The following is a 16,935-nucleotide window of genomic DNA, read 5'->3' on the forward strand; positions in this document are numbered from 1 at the left end:
TCTGGTGTGGACCCAGTTGCTCCGTTAGGTTCCGGGGCACTGCTGTGTCGACTGGGGAGAGTGCATGCGCAAGGTGCTCAGATGGCTGTTGTCGCTCGTGGTGCTGATAGGCACGGCGAGCGCGGCCGGGGCGACGGCCACCGCCGCGGAACCGAACGTCTCGGATACCCCGGACATCAAGGAAAAGCTGCTCGCCATACCCGGCATGAGCCTCATCGAGGAGAAGCCTTACCCCGGCTACCGCTTCTTCGTCCTCGCCTACAAACAGCCGGTCGACCACAGGCATCCGTCGAAGGGCACGTTCAAACAGCGCCTGACGGTCCTGCACAAGGACACCGACCGCCCCACGGTCTACTACACCAGCGGCTACGCCGTCTCCACGAACCCCAGCCGCCGTGAGCCGACGCAGATCGTCGACGGCAACCAGGTCTCCATGGAGTACCGCTTCTTCAGCCCCTCGCGCCCCGAGCCCGCCGACTGGACCAAGCTCGACATCTGGCAGGCCGCCACCGACCAGCACCGCATCCACCAGGCGCTCAAGCCGATCTACGGCAAGAAGTGGCTGGCCACCGGCATCTCGAAGGGCGGCATGACCGCCACCTACTACGAGCGCTTCTATCCGCGCGACATGGCCGGCATCGTCTCCTACGTCGCGCCCAACGACGTGGTCGACAAGGAGGACTCCGCGTACGACAGGTTCCTCGCACGCGTCGGCACCAAGGAGTGCCGCGCCCGGATCCAGGCCGTGCAGCGCGAGGCCCTGGTGCGCAGGGAGCGGCTGTCGGAGATGCTCGCCGCCCGCGCCGCGGCCGAGGGCCACACCTTCAAGACCGTCGGCACGCTGGACAAGGCCTTCGAGGCCGTCGTGATGGACCTCGTGTGGGGCTTCTGGCAGTACCAGCCCGCCGCCACCGCCTGCGGCACCATCCCCGACGCCGCCACCGCGAGCGACCGGACGCTCTTCGACTACGTCGACTCGGTGGGCGGCTGGTCCTCCTACAGCGACCAGGGCCTCGCCGGGTACACGCCGTACTACTACCAGGCGGGCACCGAACTCGGCGCGCCCACCATCAAGCAGCCCTGGCTCGGCGACCTGAGCCGCTACGGCTACCAGCCGCCCCGGAACTTCGTGCCGCGCGAGATCCCGATGACGTTCGATCCGCGCGCGATGCGGGACGTGGACCGGTGGGTGCGGCACAACGCGCACCGGATGATGTACGTCTACGGCGCGTACGACCCGTACGGCGCCGAGAAGTTCCGGCCCAGGCGGGGCGCCAAGCACGACAACCACGTCCTGACCGCCCCCGGCGCCCACCACGGGGCGACCGTCTCGCAGCTCGTCCCGGCCGAGAGGGGGAGGGCCACGCAGCGGATCCAGGCGTGGGCCGGCGTACCGTCCACCTCGGGCAAGCCGCTGGCCGCGTACGACGCGAAGCTCGACCGGCGGGACGTGAAGAGGGAGCAGATGCTGAGGCCGTAGGGCGGGTCCGCAAAGTCCCGTCGTTCGCCCGCAGGGCGGGCGACACGGCGATAGTGCGTGCCGGGCGTCGCGACGCAGGCGGTTATTTGCGGACGCGCCCTAGGGCCTGTCCGGCGGATCATGCCGCGGGCCGCGGGGTCTGGCACTTCCCCAAGCTCTCGGCTTCGCTCGAGCAGGGGGCGCCCCCATCGCGTTGCGCGTTATGTACAGGGCGGTCGAAGCCCCGCAGGCGGCGCGGCTCCGCTCCGCCGAGGCCACCCGGTATTGCGGCTTCCGCTGCCCGGAGCCGTCGCAGGCCGTCTCCCGCACCTCGCCGCGCCCCGCGCCGTACACGCAGTCCCCGACGATGGTCCGGGGCCCGCCACCGCCGCCGGGGTCGCCGGGGTGCGGGGGCTCCAGGTTGCGCATGCAGGCGCGGCCCCGCGCAACCGCTCCGTCGCCGTCCTCGTCGACCGCGGGCCTGCTCTCGCTCAGGTGCAGCACGAAGTCCGTGCGCGCCGGGCACAGCGGGCCCCGCCCGGCCCCGCCGTCGTGGCGGGCGGCGACGCGGGCGGCCGCGCGCTCGCTGGTGCACGGCACCTCCGTGACCGGCCCGCGCCCGCGCGAACCGCACTCGCCCTCGGCGAGGAACACAGCGCCCGCACCGGTAGGGCGCGAGGCCACCGGGGTCCGGTCGTCGTCGAGCCGGCCCGAGTGCGCGCCGCCGGAGCCGCCGGATACGCCGGTCTTCTGGCACCCCGTCAGGAGCGCGACGAAGGCGAGCAGCAGGGCGGCGGCCATCCCGCTGACCGCGTACGGCCGCGCTGTAGTGCAGACAAGCATGGACGTCCCCCCGACCTGTGCCCCCAGCGTGGCCGGACGGAACGGCCCCACGCCAGCCGCGCGGGGAGCATCGGGCCAAGTCGGCGGTGGTGCGCCGGGGGCGCGTCGTACGCCTCAGTACGTCAGCCCGTGGCCGATCGGGTACAGCACCTGCGCCGGGTCGTCCGCCCGCCGCACCGGCACCGGCAGCCGCCCCTGGGGCGCGGTGCGGCCCGCGATCACCCGTGCGGCGGCGCGCAGTTCGACGTCCGTCCAGGAGTACGAGGCGAGCGCGGCGTCGACGCGGGGCAGGTGGGCCACGTCGTACGGGTTGCGGATCGCGAGCGTGACGACGGGGACGCCGGTGGCCTTGAGGGCGGCCACCAAGGCGCTCTGCCCGTCCTCGCCGGCCTCCGCGGTGTCGGCCTCCGCGGTGTCGGTTTCCGCGGCGCGGGCGGGGGCCCTCTCCAGGGTGGCGTTGGCCGCCTGTGTGTTGTCCCTAGCCGTGACGGTGTGCGTCGAGACGTTGTACGTCGTCACGAGTACCGCGTCCATGCCCTCGGCCGCCGCCACCGCCTTGTCGACGGCCGCGCCGTCAGGGTCCGTTCCGGTCGGCAGTGCCGTGGCGGTGAAGCCGAGGGCGGACAGGGCGGCCGCGAGGACCGAGGTCGGCGGGCCCGTCGTGCCGGACGGCGAGCGGGGGTCCGCGCCGACCACGAGGACGTCGCGGTGCGTGCGGGGGGAGAGGGGGAGCAGGGCGTGGTCGTCGTGCAGCAGGGTGGTGGTGGCCTCGGCGATGCGGTCGGCGGCGTCGAGGTGGGCGGGGATACCGACGGCGGCGGCCACCGCGTCGGCTGCCCCGTCCGAGAGGCCGTTCAAGAGGCCGTCCGAGGAGTCGCCCAGGAGGCCGTCCAGGAGGCCGTCCAGGAGGCCCACCTTCGCCTTCATGCGCAGCACGCGCAGGACCGACTCATCGATGCGGTCCTCCGTCAACTCGCCGTCCCTGACGGCCTGGAGGACCGCCTCCCACGCGACCCCCGGCTGCGGCGGGTTGAGCAGCTGGTCCACGCCCGCCCGGAGCGCGAGGACGGCCACGCGGCCGTCGCCGTACTTCGTACGGGCGCCGCGCATCGCCAGCGAGTCCGTGGCGATCACGCCGTCGAAGCCGAGTTCCTCGCGCAGGACGCCCGTCACGATCGGGCGGGAGAGCGTCGCGGGGTCGCCCGACGGGTCCAGCGCGGGCACCACGATGTGCGCGGTCATCACGCAGTCCACCCCGGCGGCGATCGCCGCGCGGAAGGGCGGCGCGTCGAAGCGGTCCCACTCCTCGCGGGTGTGGTGGATGTGCGGCAGCTCGGTGTGGCTGTCGTCCTTGGTGTCGCCGTGCCCGGGGAAGTGCTTGGCGGCGGAGGCGATGCCCGCGGCCCGGTAGCCCTCGACCTGCGCGGCCACGAAACCCGCGACCGCCTCGGGGTCGGCGCCGAAGGAACGTACGCCGATGACGGGGTTGGCGGGGTCGATGTTCACGTCGGCGTCCGGGGCGTAGTCCTGCCGGATGCCGAGGGCGCGCAGCTCGGTGCCCGAGATGCGGGCCGCCTCGCGGGCGTGCGCGTGCGAACCGGAGGCGCCGAGGGCCATCGCGCCGGGGAGGAGCGTCGCGGGGGCACCGACGCGGGCGACGATGCCGTGCTCCTGGTCGACGGAGATGAGGACGGGGAGGTGCCGCGTCGCGGCCGCCGCCTGCTGGATGCCGTGGGAGAGGGCGGCGATCTGGTGCGGGTCGCGGGTGTTGTGGGCCCAGCCGAAGTAGACGACACCGCCGAGGTGGTAGCGGGCGATCAGCTCGGCGGCGTCGCGCACGCCGAGTTCCCTGAGGTTGGTGTCTACGTCGGAGGGGTCGGGGTCGGTGGCCGAGTGCCCGTACACGTGCATCACGAAGAGCTGGCCGACCTTCTCCTCCAGGGACATGGCGGAGATGAGGCCGCGGAGCCTGCGGTCGTCGTCGGGCTGGGGCACGGGCGCTCTCCTGGCCGGTGGCGGAAACTTTCAGGCCCTCACGGATATCCCGAAGCTTTCTGCCGGTCAAGGAGGGCGGAGGCGGGGGCCGTCACCGGCGCTGTGTGGAGGGGGGCGCGCGCCGGTGACGGCGAGCTGCCGGACCGCAGGCGGCGGAGAGGGTGGTCAGCGCTCGCAGCCAGCGGCGATGCCGACACCGCCCTACGGAGACTCAGCGGCAGCGTGCCGGTTGGACGGGGTTGTTCTTGGGCGGGTTCCCGATCCGCCAGACCGGTTTGCCGGTCGTGGCCGGGGGCACCCCGGCCCACCGAAGGCACCCGCACTGGTCAGTCGGCCCCCCGCCCCGTCAGTCGGCCCCCCGCCCCCTCAAACAGGCCACCGCGCCTGCAACGCCCGTACCGTCTCCGTGATCGCGGGCCGGCGAGAGGCGCCCGCCCGCCACAGGGCGTACAGCCTGCGGACCGGCACCGGGTCGAGCCGGACCGTGACAGCCCCGTCGGGAATGGCTCCACGCCCGAGGCGAGGAACGAGCGCCACCCCCAGCCCCGCCGCGACCAGCGCGACGAGCGTGGGGTTCTCCTCGGCCTGATGGGCGATGTCCGGCTCGCAGCCGGCCGCCCGCAGGGTCCGTACCAGCCACTCGTGGCAGACGAGCCCCGGCGGCTGGGTGATCCAGCGCTCGTCCTTCAGCTCCTCGCGCCGTACGGACGTACGCCCCGCGAGACGGTGGCCGGCAGGGACGACGAGGTCGCAGAAGTCGTCGCCGATGACGGCCTGCTCGACGCCCGGCGGCGTCGGGAGCGGCGCGATGTCCCAGTCGTGCACGACGGCCACGTCGACCGCGCCCTTGGCGACCAGATCGATGGAGAGGTGCGGATCGATCTCCGACATACGGGCGTCCAGCGCGGGATGGCGAACGGCGAGGTCCGCCAGCACCCCCGGCAGCAGCCCCCGCGCCGCCGAGGCGAACGCGGCGATGGTGAGCCGCCCCGCCGGCATCCCTCGCCGCTCCTCAAGCTCGGTCTCGGCGCGTTCCACGATGGCCATCAACTGCTGTGCGGTATCGGCGAGATGGAGCGCGGCCTCGGTGAGCGCGACACCCCGGCCGCGCCGTTCCAGGAGGGTGGTGCGCGTCTCCCGTTCCAGCTTGGCGATCTGCTGGGAGACCGCCGACGGGGTGTAGCCGAGCGCCGTGGCGGCGGCGCCCACGGTGCCGTGCACGGAGACGGCGTGCAGCGCGCGGAGCCGGGCGAGATCGAGCACGGGGCCTCCCCATCGATTCAGCGTCGCTCAATTAGCGTCGCTCATTTAGCGTCGTTCATTTAGCGTCGTTCAATTTAGCGTCGCTTCATCCAATCATGCAGAGATCCGCGCTGGTCCTACACGGTGAGGCCGGGTGATCCTCGACGCATGCGACCCGCTCATATCTGTCTCGCCGTCCTCGTCACCGCCGTCTGGGGCGTCAACTTCGTGGTGATCGAGGTGGGGTTGGACCACTTCCCGCCGCTGCTCTTCTCCGCCCTGCGCTTCCTGGTGGCCGCGCTGCCCGCCGTGTTCTTCGTGGGGCGGCCGAAGGTGGCGTGGAAGTGGGTTTTGGGGGTGGGACTCGTTCTCGGGGTCGCCAAGTTCGGGCTGCTGTTCATCGGGATGGACGCGGGGATGCCCGCGGGCCTGTCGTCCCTGGTGCTCCAGATCCAGGCCGTCTTCACCGCGCTCTTCGCCTTCGTGGCGCTGGGCGAACGGCCGGGCCGCATCCGGGCGTTGGGCATGCTGATCGCCCTCGCCGGTATCGCGGTCGCCGCCGTCGACGAGGGGGAGACGGGCCCGCTGACCGCATTCGCCCTGCTGATCGGCGCCGCGGCCTGCTGGGGCGTCTCCAACGTCCTCACCCGCAAGGCGTCCCCGCCCGACGCCCTGAACTTCATGGTGTGGGTGAGTACCGTCCCGGTGCTGCCGCTGCTCGCCCTCTCGCTCCTGTGGGAGGGGCCCTCCAGGGACCTGGCGGCCCTGCGCTCCCTCGACTGGTCGGGCGCGGGCATCATCGTCTACGTCGCCTGGATCACGACGGTCTTCGGCTTCGGCGCCTGGGGCTGTCTGCTGCGCCGCTACCCCGCGTCGACGGTCGCCCCCTTCTCCCTGCTGGTGCCCGTCTTCGGGATGTCCGGCGCGGCCCTGGTGCTCGGCGAGTCGGTGAGCGGTACGAGGTGGTGCGCCGCCGCCCTGCTGGTGGGCGGCGTCGCACTGACCTCGTTCGCGAAGGGGGGCGGCGTCAGCCGGAACGGGACACCAGTCGCGACAGGAAGTCCCGTCCCGAGCCCAGCAGCTGAGGGAGCGGCGCCGCGTCCTCGTACCACCGCTTCTCGTACTCCCAGCACAGCCAGCCGTCCCAGCTCTCCGCGCTGAGCACCTCCAGGCACTCGGCGAGCGGCAGGGTGCCGGTGCCGAGGGCCAGCGGTGTCCTGTCGTCCGCGGAGGCGACGTCCTTCACCTGGACGTAGCCGAGGTAGGGGGAGAGCGCGGCGAAGGTGTCGGTGGGGGACTCGCCGCCGAGCCAGGTGTGCATCACGTCCCACAGCGCACCGACCTGGCGATGCCCGACCGTGCCGAGCACGCGCGTGAGGTCGGCGCCCGTGCGGTGCGAGTCGTGGGTCTCCAGGAGGATGCGTACACCGGCGTCGGCGGCGTACCGCGCCGCGGTGCCGAGCCGTCGCGCGGCCGTCGCGTCGGCCTCGTCGGGGCTCTGCTCCGAACCGCCGCCGGGGAAGACGCGGACGAAGGGGGCGCCGAGATCGCGGGCGAGGGCGACGAGGGAGTTCAGCTCTTCGAGGACGGGCCCGTCCTCCCCGGGCTCCGCCACGCGCGCGTACCCCGCGATACCGAGGATCTCGACACCGGCCGCCTTGAACTCGGCGACCACGTCGGCCCGCTCGACAAGACCGAGCCCGGGATGCACCGGTTCCTCGGGATGCGCCCGAAGCTCGACACCGTGATAACCGTGCCCGGCGGCGAGCCGCACCACATCGGCGACGGCCAGACCGGGCACTCCAAGGGTGGAGAAGGCGAATTTCATGGCCCCGACCCTAGGCGCCATACAGCCATGGTCAACCCCGCCCCCCTGGGCCCCCGCCCCCCGGGCCCCCGCTCCTCGGCCGAGCCTCCCTACAGGAACGCCAGCCGCGCCCCCAGCGCCGCGAACGCCACCGCGAAGGTGCGGCGCATCCAGTTGACCACGTGGGGGCGGGAGATGACGTGGCTGCGCATCGCCGCCGCGAAGCGGCCGTACGCCGCGAAGACCAGGAACGTGATCAGCATGAAGTACGCGCTCAGCTCCGTCATGCGCAAGAAGGCGTACGGCTCGTCGGTGCTGACGAACTGCGGCAGGAACGCGAGGAAGAACAGCGTCAGCTTCGGGTTGAGGATGTTGATCAGTACGCCCGTCAGGATCGTGCGGCCCGCCGAGCGCGGCTCGCTCTCCTCCTCCGCGGTGAGGTCGCTCTTGTCGCGCAGCGTGCTCCACGCCATGTACAGCAGGTAGGCCACGCCCAGGTACTTGATGGTCTGGAAGGCGACCGCGCTGGCGTTCAGGAGCGCCGCGAGGCCGGTGATCGCGGCCACCATGTGCGGCACGACGCCCAGCGTGCAGCCGACGGCCGCGATCAACGCGGCCCGGGTGCCGCGGGAGAGGCCCGCCGCGATCGTGAACAGGACTCCGGTGCCCGGCGTCACACAGACGACGAGTGAGGTGAGCAGAAATTCCATGCCTCGACCCTGTCGCCACAATGGCACCATGAACAGGTCCAATGGATCACCTTCCGGCAGGTCCATAACTCCGGACGACGGCGTACGGACGGCTGGCGCGCCCGCCACCTCCGACTTCCTCCAGCTGGACCCCCGCGACGCCCCCCGGGGCGGACTCGGGGAGTGGCTGGCGCGGGAGATCAGGGGCGCCATCGCGGACGGCCGCCTCACCACCGGCAGCAGGCTCCCTGCCACCCGCGCCCTCGCCGACGAACTCGGCGTCTCCCGCGGCGTCGTCACCGAGGCCTACCGCCGGCTCACCGAAGACGGGCACGTCGCCGGGCGGGGCCGTGGCGGCACCGTCGTCGTCGCCGCGCCGTCACCCCGGCCGCCCGACAGGCGGGACGGCCCGCCCGGGGCCCCGGCCCCCCGCGCCGACCTCTTCACCGCCCCTCCCGACCTCGGCGTCTTCGACGCCATCCGCACCACGCCCGCCCGCATCGACCTCTCGCCGGGCCTGCCGGACCTCTCCGCGTTCCCGCGCGCGGCCTGGCTGCGCGCCGAGCGTTCCGTCCTCGCCGCGCTGACCCCCGCGGACTTCGGATACGGGGATCCGCGCGGCACCCCGGCCCTGCGCATCGCCGTCGCCCGCTGGCTCTCCCTCAACCGCGGCATCATGGCCGACCCGGACGACGTACTGATCGTCAACGGCACCGCCCAGGCCCTGCGGCTGCTCGTCGATGTCCTGCACGCCGAGGGGATCTCCGAGATCGCCGTCGAGGAACCGGGGTCACTCGGCGTACGCCAGCACCTGCGCCCGCTCGGCACCCCGCCCGTCCCGGTCGACGCCCACGGCATACGCGTCGACGCGCTGCGCGCCACCGGAGCCCCCGCCGTACTGCTCACGCCCGCACACCAGTTCCCCACCGGGGTGGTCCTCGGGGGCGAGCGGCGCCGCGAGCTGATGGACTGGGCCCGCGGCGGCGGCCTCGTCATCGAGGACGACTACGACGCCGAGCACCGTTACGACCGGCCCGCCGTCCCCGCCCTGCGCGCGCTCCTCCCCGAACACGTCTGCTACGCGGGCAGCGTATCCAAGCTCCTCGCGCCCGCCCTGCGCCTCGGCTGGCTGCTCGCGCCTGCCGCGTACCGGGCGGCGCTGGTGGACGCCAAGCGGCTGACCGACCTCGGCAACGCGGCGCTGCCCCAGCTCGTCCTCGCCCACCTCATGGAATCCGGCGACCTGGAACGCCACCTGCGGCTCATCCGCAAGCACCACCGCAGGCGCAGGGACGCGATGATCGAGGCGATCCGCACGCACCTGCCGGGAGCGGTCGTCCACGGCGCGGCGGCCGGCCTGCACCTGACGATCACCCTCGACGGCGACACCTACGACGGCCCGGACACCGCCCTCGCCACCGCCGCCCTCGCCCACGGCGTCAAGACGCACCCCCTGTCGTGGCACACCCAACTCCCGCACGCACCGGGCCTCGTCCTCGGCTACGCGGCCAACCACCCGACGCGGATCGCCGAGGGGGTGGCGGTACTGGGCCGAGTGGCCCGGGAAGCGTGAGCCGTACGACTCACCGGGGACCGCCCGTGGACCCCCGCACCATCAACTCCCCGTGCACCGTCGCCACACCCCCCGGCGGCGGCTCCTCCTTGCCCATCGCGATGCGGCCCGCCCGCGCCCCCGCCTCGTGCAGCGGCAGCCGCACCGTCGTGAGCGCGGGGGCCGCGTCGATGCTGAACGGCAGATCGTCGAAGCCCGCCACCGACACGTCCGCCGGGATCCGCAGGCCCTTGTCCCGCAGCGCCGCGCAGGCGCCGAGCGCGACCGTGTCGTTGGAGGCCGCGACGGCCGTCAGGTCCGGGGAGCGGCGCAGGAGTTCGCTCGTGGCGTCGTACCCGGAGCGCCGGTCGTAGGGGCTGTGCACGGTGAGCGCCGGGTCGTCCTCGACGCCGTGGGCGGCCAGCGCCGCACGGTGGCCCTCCAGGCGGTGCCGCGTGGTCGTCCGCTCCCGCGGGCCCGCGATGTAGCCGATGCGCCGGTGGCCGAGGTCCAGCAGATGCTCGGTGAGCCGCCGCCCGCCGCCGCGGTTGTCGAAGGCGAGCGCCACCGCGCCGGTGTCCGGCGACGACGGTGGCCGCCCGCAGAGCACCACGCGCGTGCCCGCCTCCGTGAGCCGCCGCAGCTTCCGGGCCATCGCCTCGGCGTGCTCGGGGTCCTCGCTCGCACCGCCGGTGAGGACCACCGCGGCGGCGCGTTGGCGCTGAAGGAGCGTGAGGTAGGTCAGCTCGCGCTCCGGGGAGCCGCCGGTATTGCAGACCACGGCCATCCGCTCCCCGCCCGCACGCCCCCCGGGCCCGCCGATCTCGGACTGCACGGCGCTCGCGATGATCCCGAAGAAGGGGTCGGCGATGTCGTTGACGAGGATGCCGACCAGGTCGGAGGTGGCCGCGGCGAGCGCGCTCGCGGGACCGTTCAGGACGTAGTCGAGGTCGTCCACGGCCCGCAGGACCCGCTCGCGGGTGGCGGCCGCCACCGGGTAGTTGCCGTTCAGTACGCGGGAGACGGTCGCGGGGGAGACCTGCGCGCGTTTCGCCACGTCCGCCAGGGTCACGGTCATCTCGTCGTCCTCCCGGTCACGCCCTGGTCCGGAGCCCTTGTCCGAACCTTGTGCGGCAGGCTAGCTTCTCTGCGGATGGAAAGCGCTTGCTACGTATCTACGGAGGGACCTTCGTGACACGCAAGACGGTGCGCATCGCCATGAACGGCGTCACCGGACGCATGGGCCACCGCCAGCACCTCGTCCGCTCGATCCTCGCCCTGCGCGCACAGGGCGGCCTCGCCCTCGGCGACGGCACCGTGCTGTGGCCCGAGCCGGTCCTGGTGGGCCGCAGGGAGCACGCACTGCGCGCGCTCGCGGAGCAGCACGGTCTCGAACACTTCTCGACCGACCTCGACGCGGTCCTCGCCGACCCGGCCGTCGACATCTACTTCGACGCGCAGGTCACCTCCGCCCGCGAGGCCGCCCTCAAGAAGGCCATCGCGGCGGGCAAGCACATCTACACCGAGAAGCCGACCGCCACCGGCCTGGACGCCGCCCTCGGCCTCGCCCGCCTGGCCAGGGACGCGGGCGTCCGGCACGGCGTCGTCCAGGACAAGCTCTTCCTGCCGGGCCTGCTCAAGCTGAAGCGGCTCATCGACGGCGACTTCTTCGGGCGCGTCCTCTCGGTCCGCGGCGAGTTCGGCTACTGGGTCTTCGAGGGCGACTGGCAGGCGGCCCAGCGCCCCTCCTGGAACTACCGCGCCGAGGACGGCGGCGGCATCGTCGTCGACATGTTCCCGCACTGGGAGTACGTCCTGCACGAACTGTTCGGCCGCGTACGCACCGTCCAGGCCCTCGCCACCACGCACCTCCCGCGGCGCACGGACGAGGACGGCAAGCCCTACGACGCCACCGCCGACGACGCCGCCTACGGAGTCTTCGAACTGGACGGCGGCGTGATCGCGCAGATCAACTGCTCCTGGGCGGTGCGCGTCCACCGCGACGAACTCGTCGAGTTCCAGGTCGACGGCACGGAGGGCTCGGCGGTCGCGGGCCTGCGCGAGTGCCGCGTGCAGCACCGCGGCACGACGCCCAAGCCGGTGTGGAACCCCGACCTGCCCGCCACCCACTCCTTCCGCGACCAGTGGCAGCAGGTGCCCGACAACACCGAGTTCGACAACGGCTTCAAGGCGCAGTGGGAGCTCTTCCTCAAACACGTGTACGCCGACGCGCCCTACCGCTGGGACCTCCTCGCGGGCGCCCGCGGCGTGCAACTCGCCGAACTGGGCCTGAGGTCCTCCGCCGAGGGCCGCCGCATCGACGTACCGGAGATCGCGCTGTGAGCACCCCCCGGGCCGCGGGCGCCCTCCTGCTCCCCGCCGAAGGAGGCGGCACGCGCGCGTACACCCCGCGAAGCGAGCCCCCGAGCACGAGAACGGGCGGCCCCCCGCCCACCACCCGCGCCGTCCTCGCCGCCGCCCACGTCGTCGCCGACCCCCGCGCGGACGTCTCCCCGGACGGCCCCGCGGCCGTCGACTGGGACGCCACGCTCGCCTTCCGCCGCCACCTGTGGTCGCACGGCCTGGGTGTCGCCGAGGCCATGGACACCGCCCAGCGCGGCATGGGCCTGGACTGGCCGGGCGCCGCCGAACTCATCCGCCGCTCGGCCGCCGAGGCGAAAGCGGTCGGCGGCCGGATCGCGTGCGGCGCGGGCACCGACCAACTGACCCTGCCCGCAAGCCTTCCGCAGGTCAGGGCGGCCTACGAGGAACAGCTCGCCGTCGTCGAAGCGGCCGGCGCCCGGACGATCCTCATGGCGTCGCGGGCCCTCGCCGCCACCGCCATCTCGCCGGACGACTACCTGGAGACGTACGGTCACCTCCTGCGCCAGGCGAGCGAGCCGGTGATCCTGCACTGGCTCGGCCCCATGTTCGACCCCGCCCTGGAGGGCTACTGGGGCTCGGCCGACCTGGACGCGGCGACCGATACCTTCCTGGAGGTCGTCGCCGCCCATCCCGGCAAGGTCGACGGCATCAAGGTCTCGCTCCTGGACGCCGACCGCGAGATCGCCCTGCGCCGCCGCCTTCCGGCCGGTGTGCGCTGCTATACGGGTGACGACTTCCACTACCCGGAGCTGATCGCGGGCGACGACCACGGCTTCAGCCACGCGCTGCTCGGCGTCTTCGACCCCCTGGGCCCGCTGGCCGCCGAGGCCGTGCGCGCCCTGGACACCGGCGACGTGCGGGCCTTCCGCGCCCTCCTCGACCCGACCGTCGAGCTGTCCCGCCACCTCTTCGAGCACCCCACGCGCTACTACAAGACCGGCGTGGTCCTCCTCGCCTGGCTGGCCGGACACCAGACACACTTCACGATGGTGGGCGGCCTCCAGTCGGCCCGCTCCCTCCCGCACCTGGCCCGCGCCTACGAACTGGCCGACGGGCTGGGCCTGTTCCCCGACCCGCCCCTGGCGGCGGCCCGGATGCGCGCGCTGCTGACCGTCCATGGAGTCCCGCAATGAACACCCCGCCGCCGTCTCCATCGACACTGTCGCTGTCGCGTCTGAGCATCAACCAGGAGACCGTCAAACAGCTCTCGCTCCCCGAACTCGCCGAAGGGTGCGTGAAGGAAGGCATCACCGCGGTCGGCCTGTGGCGCGCGCCCGTCCAGGAGTACGGGGTCGAGCGCACCGCCCGCCTCCTGCGCGAGACCGGCCTCGCGGTCACCAGCCTGTGCCGGGGCGGCTTCCTCACCGGAATCGGAGAGGCGCCACGTGCGCGTGCCCTGGACGACAACCGCGCGGCCATCGACGAGGCGGCGGCGCTCGGCACCGACACGCTGGTGCTGGTCTCGGGCGGCCTGCCGCCCGGCAGCCGCGACCTCGCCGGGGCCCGGGAACGCGTCGCGGAGGCCCTCGCCCTCCTCGGGCCCTACGCCGAGGAGCGGGGCGTACGCCTGGCGGTCGAGCCGCTGCACCCGATGTTCGCCGCGGACCGCTGCGTGGTCTCCACCCTGGGCCAGGCGCTCGACCTCGCGGAACGCTTCCCCGCGCACCAGGTGGGCGTCGTCGTGGACACGTACCACGTCTGGTGGGACGACCAGGCGCCCGCGCAGATCGCGCGGGCGGGCCGGGGCGGCCGGCTGCACGCCTTCCAACTGGCGGACTGGATCACCCCGCTGCCCGCGGGCGTACTGCTCGGACGCGGACAGCTGGGCGATGGAAGCGTCGACTTCAAGGCGTTGCGCGCGGAGGTCGAGGCGGCCGGGTACGACGGCCCGATCGAGGTCGAGATCTTCAACGAGGCGCTGTGGGCGAGGGACGGCGCGCACGTGCTGAGGGAGACGGCGCAGCGCTTCCGCACGCACGCGTGACGTTTCCGCACGCACGCGAGGCGGACACCCGCGCCGCGGCTGAGCCGCGCGTACGCGGCCTGACCGGTGCTGACCGGTGCTACTTCGCCTTCCGCCCCGCCGCCCGTTTGGAGACCATCGCCACCACGACGGGGAGACCGACCTCGAGGACGCGGCTGACGGTCGTCACGGGGATGCCGGTCTTCTTGGAGATCGCCTTGGCCATCGGCCCGGTCAATTTCGCGACGCCGAACATCACTGCCCTTCCCACTCGGCACTCATGGGGCAAACAGTACGTCTGCCCGCGAGCGTCGGCACCCGGAAGAAGTCCGCGAAATTAGTGGGCAACTCCGTGCAACCCTTTGTGCACCAGGCGTGTCGTACTTGGCGTCAGGACTTCCCGTGAGGGGGGTACTGGTTCCCGAGGGGATCTGGGGGGATTCCGGGGGGAATCGTGGGGGTTCTGGCATAGGGGAGGGATCGAAGGGACCTGGTCGACGGCCAGGTCCCTTCGCCGTCAGCCCGCAAGCCGTTGGCCCGGAAGTTGTCCACAGGCCGTCCGCGCTGTCAGTGCCGGGCGGTAGCGTCGGATCATGTCGAGTCCAGCTGTGGCGGCAGCGGTGGTCGAGGGGGTCCTCGAGCGCATCACGTACGCCAATGAGGAGACCGGTTACACGGTCGCGCGCGTCGACACCGGCCGCGGCGCCGGCGATCTGCTCACGGTCGTCGGCTCCCTGCTCGGCGCCCAGGTCGGCGAGAGCCTGCGCATGCAGGGCCGCTGGGGCTCCCACCCGCAGTACGGCAAGCAGTTCACCGTGGAGAACTACACGACGGTGCTGCCCGCCACCATCCAGGGCATCCGCCGCTATCTCGGCTCCGGCCTCATCAAGGGCATCGGGCCCGTGATGGCCGACCGCATCACCACCCACTTCGGCGTCGACACCCTCGACGTCATCGAGACCGAGCCGAAGCGCCTGGTGGAGGTCCCCGGCCTCGGCCCCAAGCGGACCAAGATGATCGCCGCCGCCTGGGAGGAGCAGAAGGCCATCAAGGAAGTCATGGTCTTCCTCCAGGGAGTCGGCGTCTCCACCTCCATCGCCGTGCGCATCTACAAGAAGTACGCCGACGCCTCCATCTCCGTCGTGAAGAACGAGCCGTACCGCCTGGCCGCCGACGTCTGGGGCATCGGCTTCCTCACCGCCGACCGCATCGCCCAGTCCGTCGGCATCCCCCACGACAGCCCCGAGCGCGTCAAGGCCGGTCTCCAGTACGCCCTTTCGCAATCCACCGACCAGGGCAACTGCTACCTCCCCGAGGAGCGCCTCATCTCCGACGCGGTGAAGCTGCTCCAGGTCGACACGGGCCTCGTCATCGACTGCCTCGCCGAGCTGGCGGGAGAGGAGGAGGGCGTCGTCCGTGAAGCCGTGCCGAGCCCGGAGGGCGGCGAGGACATCACCGCCGTCTACCTGGTCCCCTTCCACCGCGCCGAACTCTCCCTGGCCGCGCAGCTTTCGCGCCTGTTGAAGACCTCCGACGACCGCATGCCCGCCTTCCGGGACGTCGCCTGGGACAAGGCGCTCGCCTGGCTCGCGGACCGCACGGGCGCCAAGCTCGCGCCCGAGCAGGAAGCGGCCGTGCGGCTCGCGCTCACCCGCAAGGTCGCCGTCCTGACCGGCGGCCCCGGCTGCGGCAAGTCCTTCACGGTCCGCTCCATCGTCGAGCTGGCCCGCGCCAAGAAGGCCAAGGTCGTCCTCGCCGCCCCCACCGGCCGCGCCGCCAAGCGGCTCGCCGAACTGACCGGCGCGGAGGCCTCCACCGTCCACCGCCTGCTCGAACTGCGACCCGGGGGCGACGCGGCGTACGACAAGGAGAGGCCGCTCGACGCCGATCTGGTCGTGGTCGACGAGGCCTCGATGCTCGACCTCCTCCTCGCCAACAAGCTGGTCAAGGCCGTCCCGCCCGGCGCCCACCTGCTCTTCGTGGGCGATGTCGACCAGCTGCCCAGCGTCGGCGCGGGCGAGGTGCTGCGGGACATGCTCAGCGAGGACAGCCCCATCCCGGCCGTCCGCCTCACCCGCATCTTCCGGCAGGCCCAGGAGTCGGGCGTCGTCACCAACGCCCACCGCATCAACTCCGGCGTCCCGCCCCTCACCCAGGGCATGAAGGACTTCTTCCTCTTCGTCGAGGAGGAGACCGAGGACGCCGGCCGCGTCACGGTGGACGTCGCCGCCCACCGCATCCCCCGCAAGTTCGGCCTCGACCCGCGCCGCGACGTCCAGGTCCTCGCCCCCATGCACCGCGGCCCCGCTGGCGCCGGGAACCTCAATGGCCTCCTCCAGCAGGCCATCACCCCCGCCCGGCCCGACCTGCCCGAGAAGCGGTTCGGCGGGCGCGTGTTCCGCGTGGGCGACAAGGTCACCCAGATCCGCAACAACTACGAGAAGGGGCAGAACGGCGTCTTCAACGGCACGGTCGGCGTCGTCACCGCCCTCGACGCCGACGAACAGCGGCTCACCGTCCTGACCGACGAGGACGAGGAAGTCCCGTACGACTTCGACGAACTGGACGAGCTGGCGCACGCGTACGCGGTGACGATCCACCGCTCCCAGGGCAGCGAATACCCGGCCGTGGTGATCCCGGTCACCACCGGCGCGTGGATGATGCTGCAACGCAATCTGCTCTACACCGCCGTGACACGCGCCAAGAAGCTGGTCGTCCTGGTCGGTTCGCGCAAGGCTCTGGGTCAGGCTGTACGCACGGTCTCCGCGGGTAGGCGCTGTACGGCCCTGGATTTCAGGCTCTCGGGGCGCCGCGGAGAAGCCCCGGCCACGTTTTGATCGATCAAACGAGTCGGAAACGTCACACAGCACTTCCGGAACCAGGGCGAAGGGGGCAGGATGAGCAGGTTGGCGGCACTGAGTGCCGCCAATAGGCCCAATGGTCGACCCCGAGTGCACTCTCCAGGGCCAAATGGGGGATGGTAGAGACAGTCAGGGCACC

At 72.5% G+C, this 16,935-nt stretch carries 13 protein-coding genes and 1 pseudogene; 7 read left to right on the forward strand and 7 right to left on the reverse strand.

Annotated features, from left to right (window positions below; all coding sequences use genetic code 11):
• The first annotated feature begins 64 nt into the window (after positions 1–64).
• The gene (locus IG54_RS0127575) at positions 65–1,480 is read left to right on the forward strand and encodes a S28 family serine protease (protein ID WP_030790149.1); all 1,416 of its coding nucleotides are present in this window, start codon (positions 65–67) and stop codon (positions 1,478–1,480) included.
• 99 nt (positions 1,481–1,579) lie between these two features.
• On the opposite strand, the gene IG54_RS0127580 is transcribed toward IG54_RS0127575, so the two are convergent.
• The 3 genes from IG54_RS0127580 to IG54_RS0127590 form a co-directional block, all read right to left on the reverse strand.
• A complete protein-coding gene (locus IG54_RS0127580; protein ID WP_234336370.1) occupies positions 1,580–2,302 on the reverse strand; it encodes a hypothetical protein in 723 nt (240 codons plus the stop codon).
• A gap of 114 nt (positions 2,303–2,416) precedes the next feature.
• A complete protein-coding gene (locus IG54_RS0127585; protein WP_051820056.1) occupies positions 2,417–4,297 on the reverse strand; it encodes a glycoside hydrolase family 3 protein in 1,881 nt (626 codons plus the stop codon).
• A gap of 366 nt (positions 4,298–4,663) precedes the next feature.
• Positions 4,664–5,560: a LysR family transcriptional regulator gene (locus IG54_RS0127590; protein ID WP_030790158.1), complete on the reverse strand. Its 897-nt coding sequence runs from the start codon at positions 5,558–5,560 to the stop codon at positions 4,664–4,666.
• 147 nt (positions 5,561–5,707) lie between these two features.
• On the opposite strand from IG54_RS0127590, the gene IG54_RS40605 reads away from it, so the two are divergent.
• Positions 5,708–6,700, forward strand: a complete 993-nt coding sequence (locus IG54_RS40605; protein ID WP_030790162.1) for an EamA family transporter — start codon at positions 5,708–5,710, stop codon at positions 6,698–6,700.
• Here IG54_RS40605 and IG54_RS43140 read toward each other — a convergent pair.
• Together IG54_RS43140 and IG54_RS0127605 are read right to left on the reverse strand one after the other, a co-directional pair.
• Positions 6,651–7,388: pseudogene (locus IG54_RS43140) on the reverse strand (sugar phosphate isomerase/epimerase family protein); the annotation flags it as partial. The gene IG54_RS40605 and the pseudogene IG54_RS43140 overlap by 50 nt on opposite strands.
• A 68-nt stretch (positions 7,389–7,456) precedes the next feature.
• The gene (locus IG54_RS0127605) at positions 7,457–8,056 is read right to left on the reverse strand and encodes a LysE family translocator (protein ID WP_030790166.1); all 600 of its coding nucleotides are present in this window, start codon (positions 8,054–8,056) and stop codon (positions 7,457–7,459) included.
• Positions 8,057–8,084: 28 nt separating this feature from the next.
• Here IG54_RS0127605 and IG54_RS0127610 point away from each other — a divergent pair, with 28 nt between their 5' ends.
• Entirely contained in the window at positions 8,085–9,608 is a 1,524-nt protein-coding gene (locus IG54_RS0127610) for a PLP-dependent aminotransferase family protein (RefSeq protein WP_030790168.1), read from the forward strand.
• A 10-nt stretch (positions 9,609–9,618) separates the two neighbouring features.
• Here the strand turns inward: IG54_RS0127610 and IG54_RS0127615 are convergent, their stop codons facing one another.
• Positions 9,619–10,665 (reverse strand): LacI family DNA-binding transcriptional regulator, encoded by a 1,047-nt coding sequence (locus tag IG54_RS0127615; RefSeq protein ID WP_030790170.1) that lies wholly within the window; start codon positions 10,663–10,665, stop codon positions 9,619–9,621.
• A 113-nt stretch (positions 10,666–10,778) separates the two neighbouring features.
• Here IG54_RS0127615 and IG54_RS0127620 point away from each other — a divergent pair, with 113 nt between their 5' ends.
• The 3 genes from IG54_RS0127620 to IG54_RS0127630 are packed head-to-tail and all read left to right on the forward strand — an operon-like array spanning position 10,779 to position 13,956.
• Positions 10,779–11,930, forward strand: coding sequence for a Gfo/Idh/MocA family protein (locus tag IG54_RS0127620; protein ID WP_030790174.1), 1,152 nt, complete (start codon positions 10,779–10,781; stop codon positions 11,928–11,930).
• On the forward strand, positions 11,927–13,105 hold the full coding sequence (locus IG54_RS0127625; RefSeq protein WP_030790177.1) for a dihydrodipicolinate synthase family protein: 1,179 nt from the start codon (positions 11,927–11,929) through the stop codon (positions 13,103–13,105). Before IG54_RS0127620 ends, IG54_RS0127625 begins: the two co-directional genes overlap by 4 nt.
• Complete coding sequence (locus IG54_RS0127630; protein ID WP_051820057.1) at positions 13,102–13,956, forward strand: sugar phosphate isomerase/epimerase family protein; 855 nt, start codon at positions 13,102–13,104, stop codon at positions 13,954–13,956. Before IG54_RS0127625 ends, IG54_RS0127630 begins: the two co-directional genes overlap by 4 nt.
• 79 nt (positions 13,957–14,035) lie before the next feature.
• Here the strand turns inward: IG54_RS0127630 and IG54_RS42200 are convergent, their stop codons facing one another.
• Positions 14,036–14,206 (reverse strand): hypothetical protein, encoded by a 171-nt coding sequence (locus tag IG54_RS42200; protein WP_158708937.1) that lies wholly within the window; start codon positions 14,204–14,206, stop codon positions 14,036–14,038.
• A gap of 322 nt (positions 14,207–14,528) precedes the next feature.
• Between IG54_RS42200 and IG54_RS0127640 the strand changes: the two genes are divergently transcribed.
• Positions 14,529–16,772, forward strand: coding sequence for an ATP-dependent RecD-like DNA helicase (locus IG54_RS0127640; RefSeq protein WP_030790182.1), 2,244 nt, complete (start codon positions 14,529–14,531; stop codon positions 16,770–16,772).
• The last annotated feature ends 163 nt before the right edge of the window (positions 16,773–16,935 follow it).

Source organism: Streptomyces sp. NRRL S-920, from assembly GCF_000717945.1.
Lineage (GTDB): Bacteria > Actinomycetota > Actinomycetes > Streptomycetales > Streptomycetaceae > Streptomyces > Streptomyces alboniger.